Source organism: Mycobacterium sp. NGS59, from assembly GCF_059812345.1.
This window is the reverse complement of sequence record NZ_JCALCN010000009.1, coordinates 161065-183823: the sequence shown is the minus strand read 5'-3', so window position 1 is coordinate 183823 and position 22759 is coordinate 161065. Positions and strand designations below refer to the sequence as shown.

19 protein-coding genes, 1 tRNA gene and 1 pseudogene are annotated in these 22759 nt (G+C 67.1%); 11 read left to right on the top strand and 10 right to left on the bottom strand.

What is annotated here, in order from left to right; genetic code table 11:
- Nucleotides 1–29 precede the first annotated feature (29 nt).
- From AC5Y46_RS13225 to AC5Y46_RS13215, 3 genes are read left to right on the top strand one after another with little or no spacing between them, the layout of a single operon-like run.
- A complete protein-coding gene (locus tag AC5Y46_RS13225) occupies nt 30–974 on the top strand; it encodes a metal-dependent hydrolase (RefSeq protein WP_499943744.1) in 945 nt (314 codons plus the stop codon).
- Nucleotides 971–1159 (top strand): ferredoxin, encoded by a 189-nt coding sequence (locus AC5Y46_RS13220; protein ID WP_499943745.1) that lies wholly within the window; start codon nt 971–973, stop codon nt 1157–1159. The genes AC5Y46_RS13225 and AC5Y46_RS13220 overlap by 4 nt, the downstream gene beginning before the upstream one ends.
- A 3-nt stretch (nt 1160–1162) precedes the next feature.
- A complete protein-coding gene (locus AC5Y46_RS13215) occupies nt 1163–2365 on the top strand; it encodes an NAD(P)/FAD-dependent oxidoreductase (protein WP_499943746.1) in 1203 nt (400 codons plus the stop codon).
- A 3-nt stretch (nt 2366–2368) separates the two neighbouring features.
- Here AC5Y46_RS13215 and AC5Y46_RS13210 read toward each other — a convergent pair whose 3' ends face one another.
- Both AC5Y46_RS13210 and AC5Y46_RS13205 read right to left on the bottom strand, forming a co-directional pair.
- Complete coding sequence (locus AC5Y46_RS13210; RefSeq protein ID WP_499943747.1) at nt 2369–3847, bottom strand: FAD-dependent oxidoreductase; 1479 nt, start codon at nt 3845–3847, stop codon at nt 2369–2371.
- On the bottom strand, nt 3844–4245 hold the full coding sequence (locus AC5Y46_RS13205) for a hypothetical protein (RefSeq protein ID WP_499943748.1): 402 nt from the start codon (nt 4243–4245) through the stop codon (nt 3844–3846). Before AC5Y46_RS13205 ends, AC5Y46_RS13210 begins: the two co-directional genes overlap by 4 nt.
- Before the next feature lie 94 nt (nt 4246–4339).
- Between AC5Y46_RS13205 and AC5Y46_RS13200 the strand changes: the two genes are divergently transcribed.
- Entirely contained in the window at nt 4340–4915 is a 576-nt protein-coding gene (locus AC5Y46_RS13200) for a TetR/AcrR family transcriptional regulator (protein WP_499943749.1), read from the top strand.
- Here the strand turns inward: AC5Y46_RS13200 and AC5Y46_RS13195 are convergent.
- Genes AC5Y46_RS13195 through AC5Y46_RS13185 form a run of 3 tightly spaced genes read right to left on the bottom strand, consistent with a single transcriptional unit; the run spans nt 4902 to nt 8655 of the window.
- The gene (locus AC5Y46_RS13195; protein WP_499943750.1) at nt 4902–6371 is read right to left on the bottom strand and encodes a flavin-containing monooxygenase; all 1470 of its coding nucleotides are present in this window, start codon (nt 6369–6371) and stop codon (nt 4902–4904) included. The genes AC5Y46_RS13200 and AC5Y46_RS13195 overlap by 14 nt on opposite strands.
- Nucleotides 6368–7603 carry a sulfotransferase family protein gene (locus tag AC5Y46_RS13190; RefSeq protein ID WP_499943751.1) on the bottom strand — a complete coding sequence of 412 codons (1236 nt, stop codon included), beginning with the start codon at nt 7601–7603 and terminating at the stop codon, nt 6368–6370. Before AC5Y46_RS13190 ends, AC5Y46_RS13195 begins: the two co-directional genes overlap by 4 nt.
- Nucleotides 7600–8655 (bottom strand): DUF1214 domain-containing protein, encoded by a 1056-nt coding sequence (locus tag AC5Y46_RS13185; protein ID WP_499943752.1) that lies wholly within the window; start codon nt 8653–8655, stop codon nt 7600–7602. Before AC5Y46_RS13185 ends, AC5Y46_RS13190 begins: the two co-directional genes overlap by 4 nt.
- A gap of 97 nt (nt 8656–8752) precedes the next feature.
- Between AC5Y46_RS13185 and fdh the strand changes: the two genes are divergently transcribed.
- The 3 genes from fdh to nrfD are packed head-to-tail and all read left to right on the top strand — an operon-like array spanning nt 8753 to nt 14060.
- Nucleotides 8753–12028 (top strand): formate dehydrogenase, encoded by a 3276-nt coding sequence (gene fdh / locus AC5Y46_RS13180; protein WP_499943753.1) that lies wholly within the window; start codon nt 8753–8755, stop codon nt 12026–12028.
- A complete protein-coding gene (locus tag AC5Y46_RS13175; RefSeq protein WP_499991523.1) occupies nt 12028–12993 on the top strand; it encodes a 4Fe-4S dicluster domain-containing protein in 966 nt (321 codons plus the stop codon). The genes fdh and AC5Y46_RS13175 overlap by 1 nt, the downstream gene beginning before the upstream one ends.
- Nucleotides 12990–14060 (top strand): NrfD/PsrC family molybdoenzyme membrane anchor subunit, encoded by a 1071-nt coding sequence (gene nrfD / locus AC5Y46_RS13170; protein ID WP_499943755.1) that lies wholly within the window; start codon nt 12990–12992, stop codon nt 14058–14060. Before AC5Y46_RS13175 ends, nrfD begins: the two co-directional genes overlap by 4 nt.
- Here the strand turns inward: nrfD and selD are convergent.
- Entirely contained in the window at nt 14057–15022 is a 966-nt protein-coding gene (gene selD / locus AC5Y46_RS13165; protein WP_499943757.1) for a selenide, water dikinase SelD, read from the bottom strand. The two genes, nrfD and selD, sit on opposite strands and share 4 nt — an antisense overlap.
- Before the next feature lie 129 nt (nt 15023–15151).
- Between selD and AC5Y46_RS13160 the strand changes: the two genes are divergently transcribed.
- From AC5Y46_RS13160 to selB, 3 genes are all read left to right on the top strand, one after another.
- A tRNA-Sec gene (locus AC5Y46_RS13160) sits at nt 15152–15245 on the top strand.
- Between the two features lie 32 nt (nt 15246–15277).
- Nucleotides 15278–16585 (top strand): L-seryl-tRNA(Sec) selenium transferase, encoded by a 1308-nt coding sequence (gene selA / locus AC5Y46_RS13155; RefSeq protein ID WP_499943758.1) that lies wholly within the window; start codon nt 15278–15280, stop codon nt 16583–16585.
- Between the two features lie 11 nt (nt 16586–16596).
- Nucleotides 16597–18375, top strand: a complete 1779-nt coding sequence (selB, locus tag AC5Y46_RS13150; protein ID WP_499943759.1) for a selenocysteine-specific translation elongation factor — start codon at nt 16597–16599, stop codon at nt 18373–18375.
- Nucleotides 18376–18478: 103 nt separating this feature from the next.
- Here selB and AC5Y46_RS13145 read toward each other — a convergent pair whose 3' ends face one another.
- The 3 genes and pseudogenes from AC5Y46_RS13145 to AC5Y46_RS13135 form a co-directional block, all read right to left on the bottom strand.
- A complete protein-coding gene (locus tag AC5Y46_RS13145) occupies nt 18479–19516 on the bottom strand; it encodes a phosphotransferase family protein (protein WP_499943760.1) in 1038 nt (345 codons plus the stop codon).
- Nucleotides 19513–20733 (bottom strand): acyl-CoA dehydrogenase family protein, encoded by a 1221-nt coding sequence (locus tag AC5Y46_RS13140; protein ID WP_499943912.1) that lies wholly within the window; start codon nt 20731–20733, stop codon nt 19513–19515. Before AC5Y46_RS13140 ends, AC5Y46_RS13145 begins: the two co-directional genes overlap by 4 nt.
- A 57-nt stretch (nt 20734–20790) precedes the next feature.
- Nucleotides 20791–20898, bottom strand: a pseudogene (locus tag AC5Y46_RS13135) (hypothetical protein); the annotation flags it as partial.
- 98 nt (nt 20899–20996) lie between these two features.
- Between AC5Y46_RS13135 and AC5Y46_RS13130 the strand changes: the two are divergent.
- Entirely contained in the window at nt 20997–21590 is a 594-nt protein-coding gene (locus AC5Y46_RS13130; protein WP_499943761.1) for a hypothetical protein, read from the top strand.
- 485 nt (nt 21591–22075) lie between these two features.
- Here the strand turns inward: AC5Y46_RS13130 and AC5Y46_RS13125 are convergent, their stop codons facing one another.
- A complete protein-coding gene (locus tag AC5Y46_RS13125) occupies nt 22076–22693 on the bottom strand; it encodes a TetR/AcrR family transcriptional regulator (RefSeq protein ID WP_499943762.1) in 618 nt (205 codons plus the stop codon).
- Nucleotides 22694–22759: the final 66 nt, after the last annotated feature.

Here is a 22759-nt window from a genome sequence, read left to right as displayed (position 1 = left end):
TTGAAGGCTCGATTCGCGGAGGAGTATTCATGCCTGAAGTCGCACTTCATCACGACGGATACCCGAAGTATCGCCGGATGGTGCGCTTCGATTGGTCGGACACGCCCCTGCACTGGGTGCCGGATGACCCGTTCTCGACGCACATGATCAATGTGTTGCACCTGCTGCTGCCGGAGGGAGAGCGGCATTTCATCAAGGCCGTCCTCGAGGCGTCGTCGCTGGTCGACGATCCGGAACTGGAAGCGGCGATCAAACCTTTCATCCAGCAGGAGTCCTGGCATGCCTGGGCGCATCAGATCGTGCTGGACCATCTGGCCGAACAGGGCATCGACACCAAGCCGTACACCGACCGGCTCGGCAAGACGTTGTCGGTCAGCCTCGGTGATCCGCCCAAGTTCTTCCCGCCGGCGCTCAAACGCTGGTGGCTGTATCGACGCCTGGCGGATGTGGCCGCGCTGGAACATTTCACCGCGATGCTGGGCGAGTGGGTGCTGACGAACCGCGGTCTGGACTACGCTAAGGCCGACCCCATGATGCTGGATCTGTTGCGTTGGCACGGCGCCGAGGAGGTCGAGCACCGCTCGCTGGTTTTCGACGTCTACCAGCACGTGTGCGGGAACTACGCCATCCGGGCTTTCTCCATGCTGATGACCGCCCCGTTGTTCATCGGCTGGTGGATCGCCGGCGCCAGATACCTGATGAATAGCGACCCGACCATCGACGACAAATGGCGGTGGCGCGACTGGATGCGGGCGGCGCGTCAGTACCGGCTGCCCGGACCCTGGAAACTGCTGGTGACCTCACCCGCCCGGTACATGCGGCCCAGCCATCACCCCGGCGCCGAAGCCGACAGCCAGATGGCGATCGATTACCTGAACTATTCGCCGGTGGCCAAGGCGGCGCGCGAACGCGCGCGTGGCGCAGCACGTTTCGACAGTTTCGATGGGGGAGCGGAGAGGGTCGCGGTGCGATGAGAGTCTCGGTGGATCTCGACACATGCGATGGGAACGGCGTCTGCATGAGCATTTGCCACGAGGTGTTCGACGTGCGGGAAGACGGGCTGCACGTACTTCAGGACGAGCCCGAGGCAGCGCTGCGCCAGCAGTTGAAGGGCGCTGAAGTGTCCTGTCCGACTCAGGCGATCACGGTGCGGGACTAAGTGATGCCGACCGATCTGAAACGGGTGGTCGTCGTCGGCGCCGGGGTCGCCGGGACGCGGGCCGCCGAGACGTTGCGGTTGGAGGGCTACGACGGCGAACTCACCGTCGTGGGGTCCGAACGGCACGCGCCGTACCATCGTCCGCCGTTGTCGAAGAAGTTCCTCAGTGGGCAGGTGCACCGGGCCGGCATCGATCTGGCTCCGCAATTCGATATGGAGGCACGCGTACTGCGCGGAGCATCGGCGCTGAGCGTCGACATGTCCTCGAGGACCGTGCGGGTCCGAGACGGTGACGACGAACTCGCGCTGCCGTTCGACGGTCTGGTGATCGCCAGCGGCGCAGTCCCCCGCGAATGGCCGGCGGGACCGGTTCCCGACGGCGTCTTGGTGCTCCGCACGGTCGAGGACTGCCTGGCCATCCGCGAACGCCTTGCCTCGCGACCCCGGGTAGTGATCGTCGGTGGGGGATTCATCGGTGCCGAGGTCGCGGCAACCTGCCGCTCGATCGGGTTGGACGTGGTCCTCGTCGAGCAGGGTGATAATCCCTTACTCGGCGCGCTGGGAAAGGAGTTGGCTCCCCGTTGGGCCGACCTGCACCGTCAGCATGGCGTCGACCTGCGCGTCGGCGTCGGCGTCGACGAGTTCATCGGCAACGGGCAGGTCCAGTCGGTGCGACTGACCGACGGGTCGGAGCTGCCGGCCGACCTTGTCATCATCGGGCTGGGGGTGACTCCGGCCACCGATTGGCTGGACGGCTCGGGACTGCGCGTCGACGACGGCGTCGTCTGCGACGCAACAGGCGCAGCCGAAGGCGGTGAGGGCGTCGTCGCCGTTGGTGACGTGGCGTCGTGGTGGCATCCGCTCTATGAGCGCCAGCTGCGTGTCGAACACTGGGACCATGCCGGCCAGCAAGGCGTGGTGGCGGCTCAAACGCTGCTCGCGGGGCCCGGACACGGACGTGAATATGACGAGATTCCGTACTTCTGGTCCGATCAGTATGCCGTCAAGGTCCAGATGCTGGGTGTGCCAACGGATTACGACGCAGTCGAGGTTGTCGAAGGCGATCCGGACGGGTGGGAATTCGTTGCCGCCTATGGACGCAACGGCCAGACGATTGCGGTTTTGGCAACCGTGACAGGGCGAGTGGGGGCTTACCGCGACGCGATCGCCGACCGCGCGCCGTTCCCGCCCAGCCGGCCGGATTAGAAATCAGTTGCCCGCCAGATGGTTACCGGCGGCGGTGACCAGAGCCGCTTCGGTCCAGCGCCGCAGCACCGCGGACCACGCCGGTCGATCGGTCGAGTCTCCCGCCCAGGCGATGTAGCCGTCGGGACGCACCAGCACCGCCGGGCCGTCGTCCGTCCGTTCGGCCTGGACCAGGTCGAACGCATCGACGGGGTGTGCTCCGCGTTCGCGGACGAGCACGAAACCCGGTAGCAGACGCTGCAATTCGGTCAGTCGCCGTCCGGTCATCAGCGGAATCTGGGTGGCCCGGGTGCCCACCAGCGGGCTCTCGCCGCGCCGGCGCGGATACCGCAGCGCCGTCCCGGCGAAACTGCCGGCTACCGCGTCCCGTACCCGGGGCCGACGTAGCAACAAGGGCGCCAACATGTTTCGCAGCGCGCGTGCCGGCCGCGGATGGAGGGTGACGGCCCGGGCCAGCAGGCCGGATTGCAGCAGGACTCGCTTGCCGATCGGGTGACGCTCGTCGTGATAGGTGTCCAGTACGGCATCGGCGGCGCCGTCGAGTACCGCGTCGATCTTCCATGCCAGGTTCGCCGCGTCCTGGATGCCGGTGTTCATGCCCTGCCCTCCCATCGGGGAGTGGACGTGCGCGGCGTCGCCTGCCAGGAAGACGCGGCCGTGCCGATAGCGCGTGACTTGCCTTTCCTCAGAATGGAAACGGGACTTCCACTCGATGTCGAGCACGTCGAGGTCGGCGCCGATCGATTGGGCCAGGATGCCGGTGATTTCGGCGTCTCGTACCGGTTCGCTGTCGGGTAGCTGGTTGTTGCGGTCCCAGACCATCGTGCGGTACCAGGTGCCGGCGGCGTCGGTGCGGCGGTAGGGCGCCAGGAACGCGAAGGTGTTCCGGGTGCTGCCGACTCGCAGGCTGTCGCCGGCCGGTCGGCGTGCCACCTTGATGTCGGCCAGCACCACCGACGACAAGATCGTCTTTCCGGGAAAGTCCGCGCCCAGTAGCGTGCGAACCGTGCTGTGCGCACCGTCAGCACCGATGACATAGCGTGCGCGCCAACGGGTTCCGTCTTTGGTCGTGACGGTGACACCGTCGGCGTCTTGCTGGAGTTCGGTGACTTCGACGCCGCGGCGGATGTCGGCACCGTGGGCGGCGGCGTAGTCATGTAGTGCCTGGTCGACATTGACCTGCGGCGTCACCATCACGAAACGGTAGGCCGAGTCGAGATGGGTCAGGTCGATGCGCGCACCGCCGAAAATCGTCACACCCGGCGCCCGATGCGCCTGAGCCAGCAGATCCTCGGCCAGGCCGCGGGCGTCCAGCACCTCGAGAGTGCGGGCCATGGTGGCGAACGCGCGGCTGGACGGGTTCACCGTCGGCCAGCGGTCGAGCACGATCACCGACCGGCCCGCCCAGGCCAGGTCACCGGCGGCGGTGAGTCCGGTGGGTCCGGCGCCCACGACCAGCACGTCAACGTCATGAGCGGTCATTTCGCCACCGCCTCGGGGTACCAGCGCCGGATGTCGTCCGGGGTGGACTGGGCCGCGCGATTGAAGACGAATCGACAGCCGGGTTGGCTGATGTGCGCGGCGTTGATGATGGCTTCGAACAGCAACGTGTTGGCTGCGACCAGTCGTACGCCGGCTCCGATGAGTACCGCGTCGTAGTGGCCGGCTTCCAGCCACCGGCGGGCTTTGGCGGCACCGGGCTCGCCGAAGCCGATCAGGCAGTTGTCGACGTGGTAACCGGCGGCGCGCAACGCGGCGACGTTGTCGTCGTTGGCGGCGCGCAGCCCCTCCCTGTTCAGGCCCGGGAACTGGGCGAAGTCGGGCGAGGAGTAGTCGATCACGTCGGGATCGAGCCCGATCTGGATTGCTGTGACGGCCATGTCCGCTACCTCCTGCCGCGAGTTCAACAACTGTTGAATCTCAACGTAGACCCCGCGGATGGCCATGTCAACAGTTGTTGAATACACTGCTGGCATGGCTTCCAGGACGCGCGATACCCGAGACGGGCAGACCACCCGGGCGACGATCCTGGCCACCGCGCGGTCCCAGTTCGGTGACCACGGTTTCGAACGCACGACCATCCGTTCGGTGGCGTCCGCGGCCGGTGTCGACCCCGCGCTGGTCATGCACTACTTCGGAAGCAAGGCCGAATTGTTCGCCGCCGCTTCGCGATTCGACATCACGTTCCCGGATCTGTCCGGTGTCGCGCCCGAGCGCCTCGCCGACGTGCTGCTGCCGATGTTCGTCTCGGTGTGGGGTTCGGAGGGACCGTTTCTGCCCCTGCTGCGCGCCGCGGCCACCAACCCCGTTGCCGCGGACGCGTTGCTCGAGGTGTTCGTCGAGCGGGTGGCCCCGGCCCTGGCCGCAGCCGTTCCCGATCGCGCCGCCGAGCGCGCCGCGCTGGTCGGATCGCAGATACTGGGCTTGGCGACCGCACGCTACGTGTTGCGGATTCCGGCACTGGCCGACATGGACGACGCGACTCTGACCGAGTGGTTGCGGCCGGTGCTCGCGCACTACCTGACCGGGGCCGGCCCTAGCGGACCGTGAAGTGGCCGGACTCCGGTTCGGCGAGCATGCTCGTCAGCGTCGCGCGGTCGTACGGCCACAGGTCGACGCTGTTGTTCTCGGTCAGATACCACGAGTTGCAGCCGGTGTTCCACACCGTCGGTCCCATCGCCTCGGCCACGTCGGCATTGAATTCGTCGGTGGCTTCCTCGGTCACTTCGATCGACGTGGCCTCGCCGTCGCGAAGCATCTCCAAGAACCGGGCGATGTAGTTGGCCGTCCGTTCCGCCGAATACTGCAGCGAGATGGATCCGGTGGGGGAGTTGGGGCCCAGGACGGTGAAAAGATTGGGGAATCCCGGGATCGCCGTCATCCGGTACGCCCTCGGTCCGGCGGCCCAGGCCTTGTCGATGGTCAGGCCGTCGCGTCCGGTGATCTCCATGGGGCGCATGTAGTTGTGCGCCAGGAATCCGGTGGCCAGCACGATGACGTCGGCAGGCCGGGTCCGGCCGTCGGCCGTGCGGACACCGGCCGGGGTGACCTCGGCGATCCGCTCGGTCACCAGCTCGGCGTTGTCGGATTGGATTGCGCGGTAATAGGTTCCCGAGACCACTTGCCGTTTGCACAGCGGCTGATAGTCGGGAGTGAGCTTTGCCCGCAGTGCTTGGTCACGCACCTGTATACGCAGACACAGGCGGGCATAACCCTGTACCGCGCGCCGCCGCCAGGACGGGCGGGTGGTGACGTCGGCCAGAATGCCCGAAACCCACAGCAACCTCTGATACATCCAGTCGTGGGCGGTAGGGAAGCGCTGTAGCGCGGCCCCGAGAAAGCTGCTCTGCCGCAACGACATCGGGGCCCACAGGATCCATTGCGCAGAGCGGACGTAGTGAGTGACGGAGCGCGCCTTCGGTTGCAGGGCGGACACGATCTGCACGCCGGTGGATCCGGTCCCGATCACCGCGATCTGCTTCCCGACCGTGTCGACGGTGTCGTCCCACCGTGCGGTGTGCACGACCGGGCCAATGAACTCATCGAGTCCGGGTATGTCGGGGATGGCGGGATGGTGCAGCACGCCCGTCGCGCAGACGACCACGTCGGCAGCGATCTCCTCGCCGGCGTCGGTGCACAACGTCCAGCCGGCACGGTCCTCATCCCATTGCGCGGCAACGACTTCGGTGTTCAGCCGGATCCGCTCGGCGAGCCCGAGTCGGTCGACCACGTCGCGGTGGTAGCGCTGGATGGCGTCCCCGTCGGCCCAGATATGGGACCAATCGGGCTTGGGCGCGAACCCGAATTGGTAGATCTGCGAGGGTACGTCGCAGGTCAGGCCGGGGTAACGGTTCCAGTGCCAGACTCCGCCGACGTCGGTGCCCTTCTCCAGCACGGTGACGTCGTCGAATCCGCGTTGGGTGAAGACGTGCAGCGCGGTGATCCCCGCCAGCCCCGCGCCGATGATCACGACTCTGGGCGCAGATGTCGTGCACCGGTCCGTCATCGCTTCTCCCTCGAGGGTCTAGGGGCACCCGTTCGGGACAGAAAGGCGAACCGTTCCCGCAGCTCGTCCTCATCGATCCCGAACTCCGCTGGCGTGTAGCGGTGCCGTCCCCTGTCGGCGGTGTGCGACGAATGGTAGTCGGCGACGAATTGCTCGAGTGCGCCCGGCGGCTCCATGCCCGCGGCACGATAGATGACATCCAGTGCGGCAGCAGGATTCGCGGTGAATCGGCGGTAGTCGAGGTCGACGAAGGTCACGTCGTTCGCTGCGGGCGACGCGCGGAACTCGCTCGCCCGACGCAACCACAGTTCGCTCTGCTCGACCTGTTGTCGGCCGACCTCGACTGCATCGACGTCGTCGCTGTAGGTGGACCGGTACACGGCGAACAAGCTGGATCCCGACGTCAGCGTCTCCACGATGTCGCGTTCGATCTGTACGACGACGGCGCCGGGAAAGGTGGCGACCAGATGCCGCAGTTCCGCGGTGTGGGCCGGTGCTTTGAGGACGAAGCGGCGGTCGTCGTGCGTCGCCAGCAGCTGCAAGACTTCCCGATAGCGGGCGTAGCTGGCGCCGAAGTCCTGCTCGGACAACCACTTTGCGTACTGCGGCAACCGCAGCATCGACGTGAAACCCCAGTTGCGCAGGTCGGTCCCCATCCCCAACACGCATTCCTCGGGCAGCGTGGGTCCCGACGGATGAACGAACGCCATATCGGGATTGAGTGTGTGCAGCATCAGGGTTGCCGGCGCGGTGATGAACGGGTCCGGGGGCGGTTGTGGGCCGGCGAACAGCCATGGGGCGACGAGTTCTGCGGGCAGCGGAGCGCGCAAACGTGGGTCGCTACCCAGCAGCCGGAACAGAAACGTCGTTCCCGTCCGCCAGCCACCGATGATGACGATCGGCGGGACGAGCTGTGCGGCAGCGACTTCGGGGTGATCGGCACGGTACTGAGCGATGGTGGCACCGGCGGTCAGTCTGCCGACGGCCAGTTGACGCGCCATTCGTATCCCGATCGCGTTGAGCCGCGCATCCTGGTGCGCTGACTTCAAGAACGCGTCCAGTCCGTTGCGCCAGCCGTCGGCGAACAGCGATTCGTCGCAGCGGCGCGAGGCCTTCTCGATCACGGCTTGCGGATCGAGGAGGTATCGCTCGGGATGCTCTGCGCGTTCCCGTTCGGCGGCCGCATAGATGGCGGCTGCCTCCGGGCTTCGTGCCGGGGCGCGCCAGCTCATCCGAGCTCACCGAGTGGGACGCGGCGCACGGTGGGCAGCTCCGGTTCGGTTGCCGGCTGCAGGAACCGCATGACGAACAGGCCGAAGGCACGTCCTTCGGTGTCGAGCCAGTCGTATCCGGCGACGTGCGGATCCCGGCCGGCGAGTACGAAGCGAAAGCGTCCGTCGGTGAGCGTGCTGGTCGCCCCGGTACGTGAAACGACCCGATGGCGATAGTCCAGCGAGTTCAGGAAACGGTTGTACAGCACGATGTTCCAATGCCGGCATGTCACCGATGGCCCCTCCACGACAAGCGCTTCGTCGGGTCCCAGCTGCCAGGCTCCGCGTAGATAGTGGATCCCGGGCTCGGTGAACGCCGCCCCGCCGACCATCGACGTCCAGTGACGTACGGTGTTGGGCGCCTTGAGGTCGTCGGCCACAGCGAACCCGAGCAGCGTGGGCAGCTGACCCACGAACGTGCCGACCCGAGACAGCTCGCGGTCCACGCGTCGCCGGTCGACCGGTGCCACGGCCGCACCGTTCAGCGCCTCGATGCGACACCACCCCGGACGGGCCGGACGAGTCTCGTCGTGGACGTAACGCACCCACACCGAGGTCGAACCTTCCGGCAACCGCAAAGCCACACCATCATCGGAGCTGTTGGGGGACAACGCGATCGAGAACTCACCGGCGGCGTCGGGTACCAGGTCGCCGCTGTCGATGCGCGCCACGGCGCTCGTCGTCGCGATATTCGTCCCGGCGTAGACCGTGACCGACTGATACACCGAGTCGCCGATGTTGCCGGTGATCCGGTACTCGCCGTCGTCGCGGATGTCGGTGATCCAGTAGCGGTAATCCGGATTGTCCATGAAGAACTTCTCGCGCCAACCGTTGAACGGCACGAGTTCGGGGACATCACGGTCGATTTCGACCCGTCCGAGCAGATTGTTCAGCGCCCGCAACAACGCGAGTTGAGCGTCGGCATCGTCTTCGGCAGCCGACATCGCTTCACTGGCAGCCGACAGCCCGGAAATCAGATCCCGCCAGCCGTCGCCCGAGCCGCCCGTGACCATCGGAAGCGAGTTTCGCTCAGCGGCACTGGCCTGTCAACGCGCGAAGAGCCCGCGTTCGGCGTGGCTGTCGTCGACGCGGACGCACTAGTCTTCGACTATGGCTCCCAAAAACCTGTCCCGCCTGTTCCTGGAATGGCCCGTGGTGCGGCAGTTGCGGTCCGGTGACGTGTTGGGCCGCGGTCCGGCGGTGACCTCCAAGCAGACCCGGGCGCTCACCCCGCGCACCGCCACGGCCGACCGGGTGGTGCAGAGCGTGTGCCCGTACTGCGCGGTCGGTTGCGGGCAACGGGTCTACGTCAAGGACGAGCGAGTCGTCCAGATCGAAGGCGACCCGGATTCGCCGGTTTCCCGCGGCCGGCTCTGCCCGAAGGGTTCGGCCAGCGAACAATTGGTGAACTCGCCGGGGCGGCAGACCAAGATGTTGTATCGGCCGCCCCGGGCCACCGAGTGGCAGTCACTGGACGTGGACACCGCTATCGACATGGTGGCCGACCGGTTCATCGAAGCGCGCCGCCACGCCTGGCAGGACATCGACAAGAAGGGCCACCCCCTGCGGCGCACCATGAAAATCGCGGCGTTGGGCGGGGCCACGCTGGACAACGAAGAGAACTACGTCATCAAGAAACTCTTCACCGCCGCGGGCGCCATACAGATCGAGAACCAAGCGCGTATTTGACACAGCTCCACGGTTCCCGGTCTGGGAACCTCCTTCGGGCGCGGCGGCGCCACTCAATCACTGCAAGACATGGCCAACGCGGACTGCATCGTCATCCAGGGCTCCAACATGGCCGAGTGTCACCCCGTCGGCTTCCAGTGGGTGGAGGAAGCTAAAGCCCGCGGCGCCAAGGTCATTCACGTCGACCCGCGCTTCACCCGTACGTCGGCGGTGTCCGACAAGCACATCGGGATCCGGGCCGGGTCGGACGTGGTGCTGCTCGGTGCGTTGATCAACTACGTGATCACCCACGACCTGTGGTTCGCCGACTACGTCATCGCCTACACCAACGCCGCCACGCTGATCAACGAGAAGTACCGCGACACAGAGGATTTGAACGGGCTGTTCTCCGGGTTCGATCCCGAAACGGGCCACTACGACCCCTCGACGTGGGCCTATGCCGAACACGAATCAGACGACGAACACGGCGCGAGTGCTTCGGCGCGCGCCGCAGGGGATGATCATGGCAGCGGCGGCCCCCCGCTGCGGCATGCCCACGTGCAACGCGACGAGACGCTGCAGCATCCGCGCACCGTGTTCCAGATCCTCAAGCGGCATTACGCCCGCTACACACCGGAGATGGTGCGCGACGTCTGCGGCATCAGCATCGAGGATTTCACCTACCTGGCGCGCGCGGTGACCGAGAATTCGGGACGCGAACGGACCACCTGTTTCGCCTATGCCGTGGGCTGGACCCAGCACACGCTGGGTGCTCAATTCATCCGCGCCGCAACGATTCTGCAGCTGCTGCTGGGCAACATCGGCCGTCCGGGCGGCGGCATCATGGCGCTGCGCGGCCACGCCACCATCCAGGGCTCCACCGACATCCCGACACTGTTCAACCTCCTGCCCGGCTATCTGCCGATGCCCAAAGCCGGCAGTCACGACACCTTCCGCGACTACGTCGAGGCGGTCGGACCCAAACAGCAGAAGGGTTTCTGGGCCGACGCCGACAGGTACCTGGTCAGCCTGCTCAAGGCGTGGTGGGGGGAGGCCGCCCGCGAGGACAACGACTGGGCCTACGACTACCTGCCGCGGCTGTCGGGTCCGCACGGTACCTATCAGACCGTGATGGCGATGCTCGACGACGAAGTCGACGGGTACTTCCTGCTGGGCCAGAACCCGGCCGTCGGATCCGCGCACGGCCGGATGCAGCGGATGGGTATGTCGCACCTGAAATGGTTGGTGGTGCGCGACCTCAACCTCATCGAGTCGGCCACGTTCTGGAAGGACGGCCCGGAGATCGCGTCGGGCGAGCTGAACACCGAGGACATCGAGACCGAGGTGTTCTTCTTCCCGGCGGCGACGCACGTCGAGAAGGCCGGCTCGTTCACCCAGACCCAACGCATGGTGCAGTGGCGGCATCAGGCCGTCAACCCGCCCGGGGACTGCCAGAGCGAGCTGCAGTTCTTCGTCGAGTTGGGTCACCGGATCCGCCGGCGCCTCGCCGGTTCGACCGACCCACGCGACCGGCCATTGCTCGATCTGACTTGGGACTATCCCGTCGACGAGCACGGCGAGCCGGACTCGGAGGCGGTGCTCGCCGAGATCAACGGCTGCCACCTCGCCGGCCCCGACGCCGGCCGACCTGTGTCCGGCTATCCCGAATTGCGGGCCGACGGCACGACGTCGTGTGGGTGCTGGATCTACGCCGGGGTGTACGCCGAGGGCGTGAATATGGCCGCGCGCCGCGCGCCGCTGGGCGGACCGAGCCCGAGCCAGTCCGAGTGGGGTTGGGCGTGGCCCGCCGACCGGCGCATCCTCTACAACCGTGCCTCGGCCGACCCCGACGGCAGGCCGTGGAGTGAGCGCAAGCGTTACATCTGGTGGGACGAGCAACGGGGTCGCTGGGTCGGCGACGACGTTCCCGACTTTCCCGAAGACCGCCCACCGCACGCTCGGCCCGACCCGGACGTCGGCGGGCCGGATGCGTTGGCCGGCGACGATCCGTTCATCATGCAGGCCGACGGGAAGGCCTGGCTGTTCGCGCCCAAGGGCCTGGTGGACGGACCGCTGCCCACCCACTACGAACCGCAGGAGTCCCCCGTCGCCAACCTGCTCTACCCGCAACAGCAGAATCCGTCACGGATCATGTTCCCGCGCAAGGACAATCTGTGGGCGCCCAGCGCGGGGGAGCCCGGCGTCGACGTCTACCCGTTCGTCTTCACCACCTACCGGCTCACCGAACACCACACCGCCGGCGGCATGAGCCGCTGGCTGCCGTACCTGTCCGAGTTGCAACCGGAGATGTTCTGCGAGGTCTCACCGGAACTGGCCGCCGAACGCGGTCTCGAACCGTACGGGTGGGCCACCATCATCTCGCCGCGCGCGGCGATTGAGGCCAAAGTGCTTGTGACAGAACGAATGTCACCGCTGGTGATCGGCGGGCAGACCATCCACCAGATCGGCCTGCCCTATCACTGGGGCGTCGGGGGTGACGCCGTCGTCAGCGGGGACGCGGCCAACGATCTGCTGGGTGTCACGCTGGACCCGAACGTGCAGATCCAGGAATCGAAGGCGGGGTCCTGTGACATCCGGCCCGGTCGCCGACCCCAGGGTGAGGCATTGCTGCGGCTCATCGAGGAATACCAGTCGCGCGCGGGGGTAACCGTCGAGACGGACAATAGGCGCGTCACCGACGCCGAGAGGGAGGGCTGATGGGCCAGCTGGCCGGGCCGACCGATCCCACCGCGGACGCGAGATGGCCGCAACCTCAGCCACGCAAGGGTTTCTTCACCGACACTTCGATCTGCATCGGCTGCAAAGCATGTGAGGTGGCCTGCAAAGAGTGGAACCGCAATCCGCTCGACGGCGACCTGCAGATACTCGGGTCGTCCTACGACAACACCGGCCAGCTGGGTGCCAGCACCTGGCGGCACGTCGCGTTCGTCGAGCAGGGGCGCGAGCGCATCGAACAGGCCCGCGAATCCGGGCGTGCGCTGGTCGATTTGGGGATGCCCGGGGTCGCGGGACGTCCGGACACCAGCCCGCCGGACACTCCGGAGTTTCGCTGGTTGATGGCGTCCGACGTGTGCAAGCACTGCACGCACGCCGGGTGCCTGGACGTCTGCCCGACGGGTGCGCTGTTCCGCACCGAGTTCGGCACCGTCGTCGTGCAGCACGACGTCTGCAACGGGTGCGGCACGTGTGTGGCCGGGTGTCCGTTCGGGGTGGTCGAACGCCGCAGTGACGGCACCTACACCACACCGGTCAAACGCTCCGAGCAGCCGGGGCACGAGTTCGTCACCGGTGTCGCCCAGAAGTGCACCCTGTGTTACGACCGGTTGCTCGAGGACCAGACACCGGCGTGCGCGCAAGCCTGCCCGACGACGTCCATCAAGTACGGCGATCACGACGATCTCGTCGCCCAGGCCCGCGAACGCGTCGCCAAACTGCACGCGCAGGGACTCACCGAAGCCCGCCTGTACGGCGCCAACGAGCACGACGGGGTGGGCGGCATCGGTTCGGTCTTCCTGTTGCTGGACGAGCCGGAGGTCTACGGGCTGCCGCCCGATCCGCGGGTGTGCACGACGGACCTGGTGACCATGTTCAAGCGCGCTGGCCTCGCCGGAGCGGGCATGGTCGCCGCGGCGGCTTGGGCATTCCTCGGGGGGCGCCGGTGACGACGTCGGAGTTCGACAGTCTGCGTCCGCCCGAACCCGCCCGCGGCCCGAAGCGTCGCCGTCGGGGTAACCGGCGCCGCCGCGACGAGTCGCTGATGGTGCCGGAGGCGGAGTTCAGCAGTTACTACGGACGCCCGGTGGTCAAGCCGGCGCCGTGGGGCCACGAGGTGGCGGCCTACCTGTTCCTGGGCGGTCTGGCCGGAGGTTCGGGCTTGCTGGCCGCGGGTGCGCAGCTCACCGGGCGGCCGTTGCTGCGGCGCAATACCCGGCTGTCCGCTCTGGCGGCGGTGGTGCTGAGCGCGGGTGCTCTGGTGTACGACCTGGGCCGGCCGGAGCGGTTCGTCAACATGTTGCGGACCATCAAGCTGACGTCCCCGATGAGCGTCGGGTCGTGGATTCTCAGCGCCTTCAGCGCCGGTATCGGCGTTGCCTCGGTGTCGGAACTGGATCGGCTGACGGGGTCGCGGTTGCCGCTGGGTGTGTTGCGTCCGGTGCTGCGGGCGGTGGAGGGGCCGGCCGGTCTGGAGGCCGCGGTGTTTGCCGCGCCCTTGGCGGCTTACACCGCGGTGCTGCTGTCCGACACCGCGACCCCGACCTGGAACGCGGCTTACAAGGATCTGCCGTTCGTGTTCGTCAGTTCGGCGAGCATGGCCGCGTCCGGATTGGCGATGATCACCACGCCGGTCGCCGAGGCCGGCCCGGCGCGGCGGCTCGCCGTCATCGGTGCGATCGGCGATCTGGTCTCCGCCCGGGTCACCGAGCACCGGATGGACCCGGTGACCACTGAACCGCTGCACCACGGCACGCCCGGGTGGATGCTGCCGTGGAGCGAAAGGCTCGCTATCGCAGGCGGTTTGGCCGCTTTGCTCGGTGGACGGCACCGCGGCGTCGCCGTGTTGTCTGGCCTTGCCCTCATGACAGCGTCGGCTTTCATGCGGTTCGGCTTCTTCGAGGCGGGCAAGGCGTCGGCGCGCGATCCGCGCTACACCATCGAGCCGCAGAAGCGGCGGCTGGCGGCGCGGCGCGCGGCGGGTATCACCGACGACTCGATCACGACGGCCGGTTAGCGGATCTGGATCCCCGGTTCCGTGACGGTGTGCCCGATCACCGCATAGCCGGGCACTTCGCCGACCACCAGCAGCCCACCGGAGGTCTGCGCATCGGCCAGCAGCAGCAGGTCGTCCTCGGGCACGTCGTGACGTAGGTGTGGCCGCACCCAGTCCAGGTTGCGTCGGGTGCCGCCGGAGACGAACCCGTCCCGCAGTGCCGCGCGGGCGGCCTCGAGCACCGGCACAGCCGCGCGGTCGACGACCGCACCCACGTTCGAGGCCCGGCACATCTTGTGCAGGTGACCGAGCAGCCCGAATCCGGTGACGTCGGTGGCCGCCTTTGCACCCGCCGCGGCGGCGGCTGCGGCGGCGTCCCGGTTGAGCTGAGTCATTGTTGCGACGGCTTCGGCGCAGACCTCGCCGGTCTGTTTGTGCCGGTTGTTGAGCAGGCCGGTGCCCAGCGGTTTGGTGAGGGTGAGCGGCAGACCTGGTTCGGCCGCGTCGTTGCGCAGCAGCTTGGTCGGGTCGGCGACGCCGGTGACGGCCATGCCGTACTTCGGTTCCGGGTCGTCGATCGAGTGCCCGCCGATCACCGGGCAGCCGGCTTCGGATGCCACGGCCAGCCCGCCGCGCAGCACTTCGGTCATCAGCTCGAGCGGGAGTTTGTCGCGCGGCCAGCCGACCAGGTTGATGGCGACCACCGGGCGGCCGCCCATGGCGTAGATGTCCGACAACGCGTTCGCGGCGGCGATCCGGCCCCAGTCGTAGGCGTCGTCGACGACCGGGGTGAAGAAGTCCGCGGTGGACAGCACCGCGAGGTCGCCGACCAGCACCGCGGCGGCGTCGTCGCCGTCGTCGAGACCGACCAGCACGTTGTCGCCGTGCTGGCCGACCAGACCGCGCACCGCTTCTTCGAGCTCGCCGGGCGGGATCTTGCAGGCACAGCCGCCGCCGTGGGCGTACCCGGTGAGCCGCGTCATGGGGCGAGCGTACGCGGGGGGCGGGTGGCTGCCGGGTTGGTCCGCCCGGGCGCCGAACGTGCGGCTGGCCGCACACCGGGCGCGAGGTCCCCGGGTGGACGGCCCGATTGTCCGACTAAATTCACCGGTGGAGGCGTTTGGGTTCCTGGTGGTCCCCCCGGTCTTCAAAACCGGTGAGATCGAGTATCTCGGTCTGGCGGGTTCGATTCCCGTCCGCCTCCGCGTACGGCCCCACCACGGAAGCAGGGACGAGCAGTGACGCAAACGGACCCGCGCCGGGCGATTCCCCGCACGGATCAGTTGCTTGCCCTATCCGCCGTGCGGGAGGCGCGAAATCGGCTCGGCGACAACGTTGTTCGCGCGATTGTGCGCGAGTTGCAGGACCGGGCCCGCCGCGGTGACCTGCCGCCCGATCAGGTGCAGGACGCCCTCGCGGCAGCGCTGGAAAGACACCGGACCACCTCGCTGCGCCCGGTGCTCAACGCCACCGGCGTCGTCGTCCACACCAACCTCGGACGCGCACCTCTGTCGGAAGGCGCGGTCGAGGCGCTGGTCGCGGCCAGCGGCTACGTCGACGTCGAACTCGACCTGGGCACCGGCACCCGGTCCAAGCGCGGCGTCGGCGTCCGCCAAGCGCTGCGCGACGCCTGCCCCGCCGCCGAGGACGCGCTCGTCGTCAACAACGGCGCCGCCGCGCTGGTACTGGTCACCACCGCGCTGGCCACCGGTCGCGAGGTGGTCGTCAGCCGCGGCGAGCTGATCGAGATCGGCGCCGGCTTCCGGCTGCCCGACCTGATCGCCTCCACCGGCGCCCGGCTGCGTGAAGTCGGCACCACCAACCGCACGCATCTGCACGACTACCAGACCGCCATCGGGCCCGACACCGGCTGCGTGCTCAAAGTGCATCAGAGCAACTTCCGGGTGGACGGGTTCACCGCCGCCACGTCGCTCACGGAGTTGCGAAAGTTGGCCGACGCCAACCAGATTCCGCTGATCGCCGATCTCGGCAGCGGCCTGCTGCAACCCGACCCGCTGCTACCCGACGAGCCCGACGCCGCCACCGCACTGTCCGAGGGCGCCGACGTCGTCACCGCCAGCGGCGACAAACTGCTCGGCGGCCCGCAGGCCGGCATCATCCTGGGGCGCGCTGAGATTCTCGGCCGCCTCGCACGGCATCCGCTGGCGCGCGCGGTCCGCGCCGACAAGCTCACGTTGGCCGCCCTGGAAGCCACCGTCCGCGCCGACCAATCCCCGGTGACGCAGGCGCTGCACGCCGACCGTGAACGGTTGCGGAGCCGCACCGAAACGCTCGCCGCCGCAGTGGGAGCGACCGTCGTCGCGCACGACGGACGCGTCGGGGGCGGGGGAGCACCCGGGGTGCCGCTGCCGGGATGGGCAGTGCGCCTACCGGAGTCGACGGGCGCCGCGTTGCGCGCTGGTGACCCGGCGGTGCTGCCGCGGGTGCATGACGGGGCCTGCCTGCTGGACCTGCGCTGCATCCCCGAAGCCGACGACGACAGGCTGCTTGCCGCGGTACGTACGGCGTTGGGTGCACAACGCTGAACACGACGCACGTGGTGGCCACCGCCGGCCACGTCGACCACGGCAAGAGCACCCTTATCCACGCGCTCACCGGCATGGAGCCCGACCGGTGGGAGGAGGAACGCCGCCGCGGCCTGACGATCGACCTCGGGTTCGCCTGGACCAGCCTGCCCTCGGGTCGACGAGTCGCGTTCGTCGACGTGCCCGGTCACCACCGGTTCCTCGGCAACACACTGGCCGGACTCGGACCGGCCCCAGTGGTCTGCTTCGTCGTGGCCGCCGACGAAGGATGGCAGGCGCAGTCCAGTGACCACCGCGATGCCGTTGCGGCACTGGATATTCGACACGGACTCATCGTCGTCACCCGTGCCGACCGGGCACCGGACCAAGGCGCCGAAGCTCTGGCGCAGGCCCGCGCGGAGCTGGCCGACACCGGTCTGCGCAACGCGCCGTCAGTCGTCGTCTCGGCGACAGCCGGCACCGGTTTGAGCGACCTGCGTGCTGCCCTGGACGATGTCCTGGCACACCTTCCGGCTCCGCAGACCAGCGCCCGGCTGCGGCTGTGGGTCGACCGGTCGTTCACCATCACCGGTGCCGGCACGGTGGTGACCGGAACCCTGTCGGCGGGCTCGCTGGCCGTCGGTGACCGACTCGAACTCCTCGGCAGCTCACGCGGCCGGGGCGTGACGATCCGCGGACTGCAGAGCTGCGGCGAACCGCATCCGAGGCTGGGTCCGGTGACCCGGGCGGCGCTGAACCTGCGCGGCGTCGCTCGCGACTCCGTCCGCCGCGGTGACGTGCTGGTCACTCCCGGCGCCTGGCCGAGCACCCGGACGCTCGACGTTCGGCGCACCACCGGCGGGCCGTTCACCGACGCGCCCGCGCAGCTCGTCGTCCATGTGGGCACCGCGGCCGTGCCCGCGCGGCTGCGGCCGTTCGACGGCGAGAACGCCCGCCTCACCCTGGACCGTCGGTTGCCGTTGGTGTTGGGTGACCGCCTGGTGTTGCGTGATCCGGGCAGCGCCCGGGTGCTGGGTGGAGCTCAGGTGCTCGACGCCGAGCCGCCCGCGCTCCGGCGGCGCGGCGACAGCGCCCGGCGCGCCGCGGCGCTGAACGGGTTGGACGCTGCCGGCGACGTCGGCCACGAGGTGGCGCGTCGGGGAGCGGTGCGGGCCAGCCACCTGCGGCGGCTCGGGCTGTCGCCTGGCGCGGTCCCGGAACAGGTTCACGTAATCGATGATTGGTGGATACACACCCCGACATATGACGCTTGGCAGCAGCGGTTGCGAGCGGCGATTCAGGATCTGGCCGCACGAGATCCACTGGCCGACGGCATCTCTCGGGGTGCCGCGGCCGATCTGCTGGCGTTGCCGGACGAGGCCCTCATCGATGCCGTCGCCCGGGACGCGGGTCTCGAACAGCACGCCGGCCACTTCAGAGCGACAGGCGCTCGCACCGACCTCGGCGCTGCAGAAACCGCGATCACCGAATTGGAAACCCGGCTGCAGGCCGAACCGTTCCGGGCCCCGGAAGCTCACGAACTGCAAGCACTGACACTCGGCATCCGTGAATTGGCAGCCGCCGAGCGCGCCGGAAGGGTGCTGCGGTTGCGTGACGGCATCGTGCTGCTGCCCAACGCGCCCGCGCTGGCGATGCGCCAACTCGCCCAGCTCGATCAACCCTTCACCACAAGCCAAGCGCGACAAGCACTTAACACCACCAGACGTGTCGCGATACCACTACTGGAACATCTCGACGCCCGCGGCTGGACCCGCCGAGTCGACGCCGGCCACCGCGAAGTCGTGCGCTAGCGGCGATACGCGGCTTAGCCAAACCGTTCGAAGAGCGCGGCGCCGTCGACGTCAAAGACAAGGATGTCATGCGCACCTGGCACCTGGTTGGTCGGCGGCAGAGTTAAATGCCTGCCGCGTCGGCGATTTCGCGTGCCCTGCGTACCCGTGCGTCGATCCAGCTGGTATCGGGAGTGCCAGCCGACGCCTTGTTCAGGGGATGGTCCAGCGCGCGGCGCATCACACCTTCGGCGATGATCGCCAGTTTCCACAGCCCCAGTGCGTGCCAGTACTGCAACGCACTCGAATCACGCCCCGTCGCTTCGAGATACAGCCGGGTCATCTCCGCGCGGTCGGGAAAACCCGGCAGCGTCGACGGCGCGTAGTCGCCCTGCAACGCTTCACCCGGCTCCGCCCAGTAGGTGAGCAGTGAACCCATGTCGGCCAACGGATCTCCCAGGGTGGACAATTCCCAGTCCAGGGTCGCCACGATCTCCCCGGTCTCCGGCGAAGTGATGAGGTTGCGCAGGTGAAAATCGCCGTGGACCAGGCTGATTTCGCGTTGTTCGGGTGCGGCGGCAGTGAGTCGACGGGTGAGGTCGTCGAGTTCCGGCAGATCCCGCGTCTTGGACAACTCCCATTGGCCCGTCCAGCGTTTGATCTGGCGTTGCGCATACGGCTTATGGCTGGCCAGGTCCGCCAATCCCACCTCGGCGAGGTCGACGGCGTGAATCCTGGTCAGCGTGCGCGGCAGGTCCACCGCGATCTGATGACGCTGCTGCGGGGTCAGCGCCTCGGCGACCTTCATCGTGTCGACGACCAACCCGTCGACGAACTCCATCAACACCAGCGGTGCGTCGCAGAACTCGGGATCGGTTGTGGTGGCAAGGATTCGAGGTACCGGCACATCGGTGTCGGCCAGGGCTGCGATGATGCGCGCTTCCCGCAGGACGTCGTGCGCTGACGCCAACAAGTGACCCAGCGGCGGGCGGCGCAGCACCCAGGCGCGCCCGGCGGCGTCCTCGACGCGATACGTCAGATTCGACTGACCCAGGCCGATCCGCTGGAACTGCAGAGGCATCTCGAACTCGATGCCCAGCGTGGTGAGCCAGCGGGCGACGGCGTCGGGGTCGAGTCCGGCGGTTCTTGCTTCGGAGGTCATGACGGTGCCTCTGCGCGGTACTTGCGCAATTCCTGGCTGGCGATGGCGCGCTTGTGCACCTCGTCGGGCCCGTCGGCCAGCCGCAGCGTGCGCAGATGCGCCCACGCCATCGCCAGCGGAAAGTCGTCGGTGACACCGCCGCCGCCGTGCACCTGGATGGCGCGGTCGACGATCTTCAATGCGATGTTGGGCGCGGCTACTTTGATCGCGGCGATCTCGGTGCGGGCCTCTTTGTTTCCCACGGTGTCCATCAGGTAGGCGGCCTTCAGGGTGAGCAATCGGATCATCTCGATGTCGATGCGGGCCTCGGCGATCCAGTCCCGGATGTTGGCATTGTCGCTGATCGGCTTCCCGAAGGTGACGCGGGATTGGGCCCTCCTGCACAACAGCTCCAGCGCGCGTTCGGCCATCCCGATGGCGCGCATGCAGTGATGGATGCGTCCGGGTCCCAGCCGGGCCTGGCTGATCGCAAACCCCTCACCCTCACCCTTGAGGACATCTTTGACGGGCACTCGCACGTCGACGAAGTCGATCTCGGCATGTCCCTCGCGGTCCTGGTAGCCGAAGACCGAGAGATTGCGCCGAACAGTGAGCCCGGGCGCGTCGATCGGCACCACCATCATCGACTGCTGGCGGTGCGGGGCGGCATCCGGATCGGTCTTACCCATCACGATCAGCACCTTGCAGTTGCGGTGCATGCCGTTGGAGGCGAACCACTTTCGACCGTTCAGAAGATAGTCGTCACCGTCTCGGACCATCGACATCTCGACATTGGCCGCATCTGAGCTCGCAACCGCCGGCTCAGTCATCGCGAAGGCCGACCGGATCGTGCCGTCCAACAGCGGCTTGAGGTAGCGCTCCTGGTGCTCTCCGGTGCCGAACAACGTCAGCACCTCCATGTTGCCGGTGTCCGGGGCGCTGCAGTTGCACGCCTCGGATGCCAAATGGCTACGCCCCATGATCTCGGCCAGCGGCGCGTACTCGAGATTGGTCAGTCCCGGGCCCCACTCGGGGTGCGGGTGAAACAGGTTCCACAGACCGCGCTTTCGCGCCTCGGCCTTCAGATCCTCCAGGATGGGCGGGTGGAAGTGCGGATCACCGGCGTCCCGCATCTGCTGGTCGTAAACGGCCTCGGCCGGGTAGACATGCGAATCCATGAACTCGAGCAGATCGGACTGGTATTGCCGGGCGCGATCGGAGATGTCGAACAGGGACATGAGGACCTCGGCCATCTAGGGAGACGGTGTGTTCTTCCCTTCCTACACCGTGCGCCCCTAATGGATGATGACGCCGCGAATGTTCTTGCCGTCGCGCAGATCCTGGTTGACCTGGTTGACCTGCGCGAGGGAGTACCTGGTCGTCACCAGTTCGTCGAGCTTCAGTCACGGATGGTCTTTTCGGTGAGGGTGAGCCTCGCACCGGAGACTATCCTTGATTCGGGCGGCACTCTGTTACCGGATGGATCGGGAGCCAATTTGTCATGACGCAGCCGTTTCCCGGGACTTCTATTGCACGTTTTCTGTCAACAGCATCGCCAGTTCATCGGGGGTTGTTTGCGCTCTCGAGCGCACAGCGGGCGTGGACGTTAGCCGAAGACGTCCTACACGGCGTGCAAAGTGAGGATCGCGAAGTTCTGCTCGGTGCACTCGATACATGCTGGTCTGTGCGCGACACACGGGATGTATCCACTCTGACCGCGTTGCTTCCGCCTCTCATGGCACGCCTCGTAGACGAGGACGACGAGTCCTACGGTTTTTATAACTCTGTCGTGAATGATGCGCTCACTTCAACGATTTACTCTATTCGCGCATGGGAGGACTCGACTGAGTCGCGCTCGAGCGCGCGATATGCGGCAGAAACTTTTTACAATCTGGTGGACATGCTCCTTCATCGCGACGAAGTCCGATATGTCAAAAACCTTGCTGCTGAGCCGATGATGCATGATGCGGCCGAGTGCATCGAACGGGATACGACGAGCGTGGGTAATATCACCGGACCAAAAGACAGTGCTTACTATCGCGACCTATGCATCGCTGATGGCCATCACATTGCGCGACTTGCCAGCGATAACTGAACTCCGCCGCCACTCGCGAGCCATTCCGAGAGTTGGCTGCTGCCTTCGCACCAAGGCATGGGGTGCGATACCAGCGTGAGTCGGACCGCGGGCTACTTCCGACGGCGAGCATTCGCTGGTGCCATTTCATGCTTGCTTGTGAACCGTTGGCGTTCATTGTGAAACTACGGCGTTGAGAGTGAGCTCAGGGCGGGATTTCGGCCAGATCCACACCCAGGCTTCACGCCCGACGCCCAGGCTTCACACCCAACGCCCAGGCTTCACGCCCGACTATCTCGGACCGCGGGCTACTTCCGACGGCGAGCATTCGCTGGTGCCGTTTCATGCTTGCGTGTGAACCGTTGGCGTTCATTGTGAAACTACGGCGTTGAGAGTGAGCTCAGGGCGGGATTTCGGCCAGATCCGCACCCAGGCTTCACGTCCAACGCCCAGGCTTCACGCCCAACGCCCAGGCTTCACACCCAACGCCCAGGCTTCACGCCCGACTATCTCGACCGGCGTGCCGCATACGTCTGGAGATAGGCGGTCAACAAACGACGCACCTCAGCCAGCACCGCTTCGTCACCGGCGGGAGACCCCCGAAAGGCGACGTCGAACAGTCGGTTGCCGGCCTCGAAGGCCAACTGCACGACAAGCTGAGGTGTGTCGGCGCGAACCAACTTCCGGTCGATCAGATAGCTCCAGAACTGCTTGGCCTGGAACTCGTCGAATTGCAGCGCCAGTTCGCTCAGCGTCGGGGTCCGACCGGCGAACCACAGTTGCAGGAAGTCGGGGTGCTCGCGGAAGTAGGCGAGGTAGGGATCGACGACGGCGTCGACGGCGTCGCCCAGGGTGCGCACCTTCGAATTGCCCACCGAGGCGGAGATCTGCGCATCGAGTTCGCGCAGATGACGTTGCACCAGCGCGGCGTCGACCTGATGCCGGTCCGAAAAGTAGTGGTACAGCGAGGCGGTCGGGATGCCGGCACGCTCGCCGATCGCCTTCAGCGTCGCGGCTTCGTAGCCGTGCTCGCCGAGCAGAAACTCGGCCGCATCGAGGATCGCCTGCACGCGTTCGATCCCGCGGCGCTGCACCACGGCCGGGCGGGCGGAATCATCGAACACGAGTCGAGATCGTATCAGCCGCCGATGGCTCGGCTCAATCATGTTGTGCGGTAACCGTGTTCGACA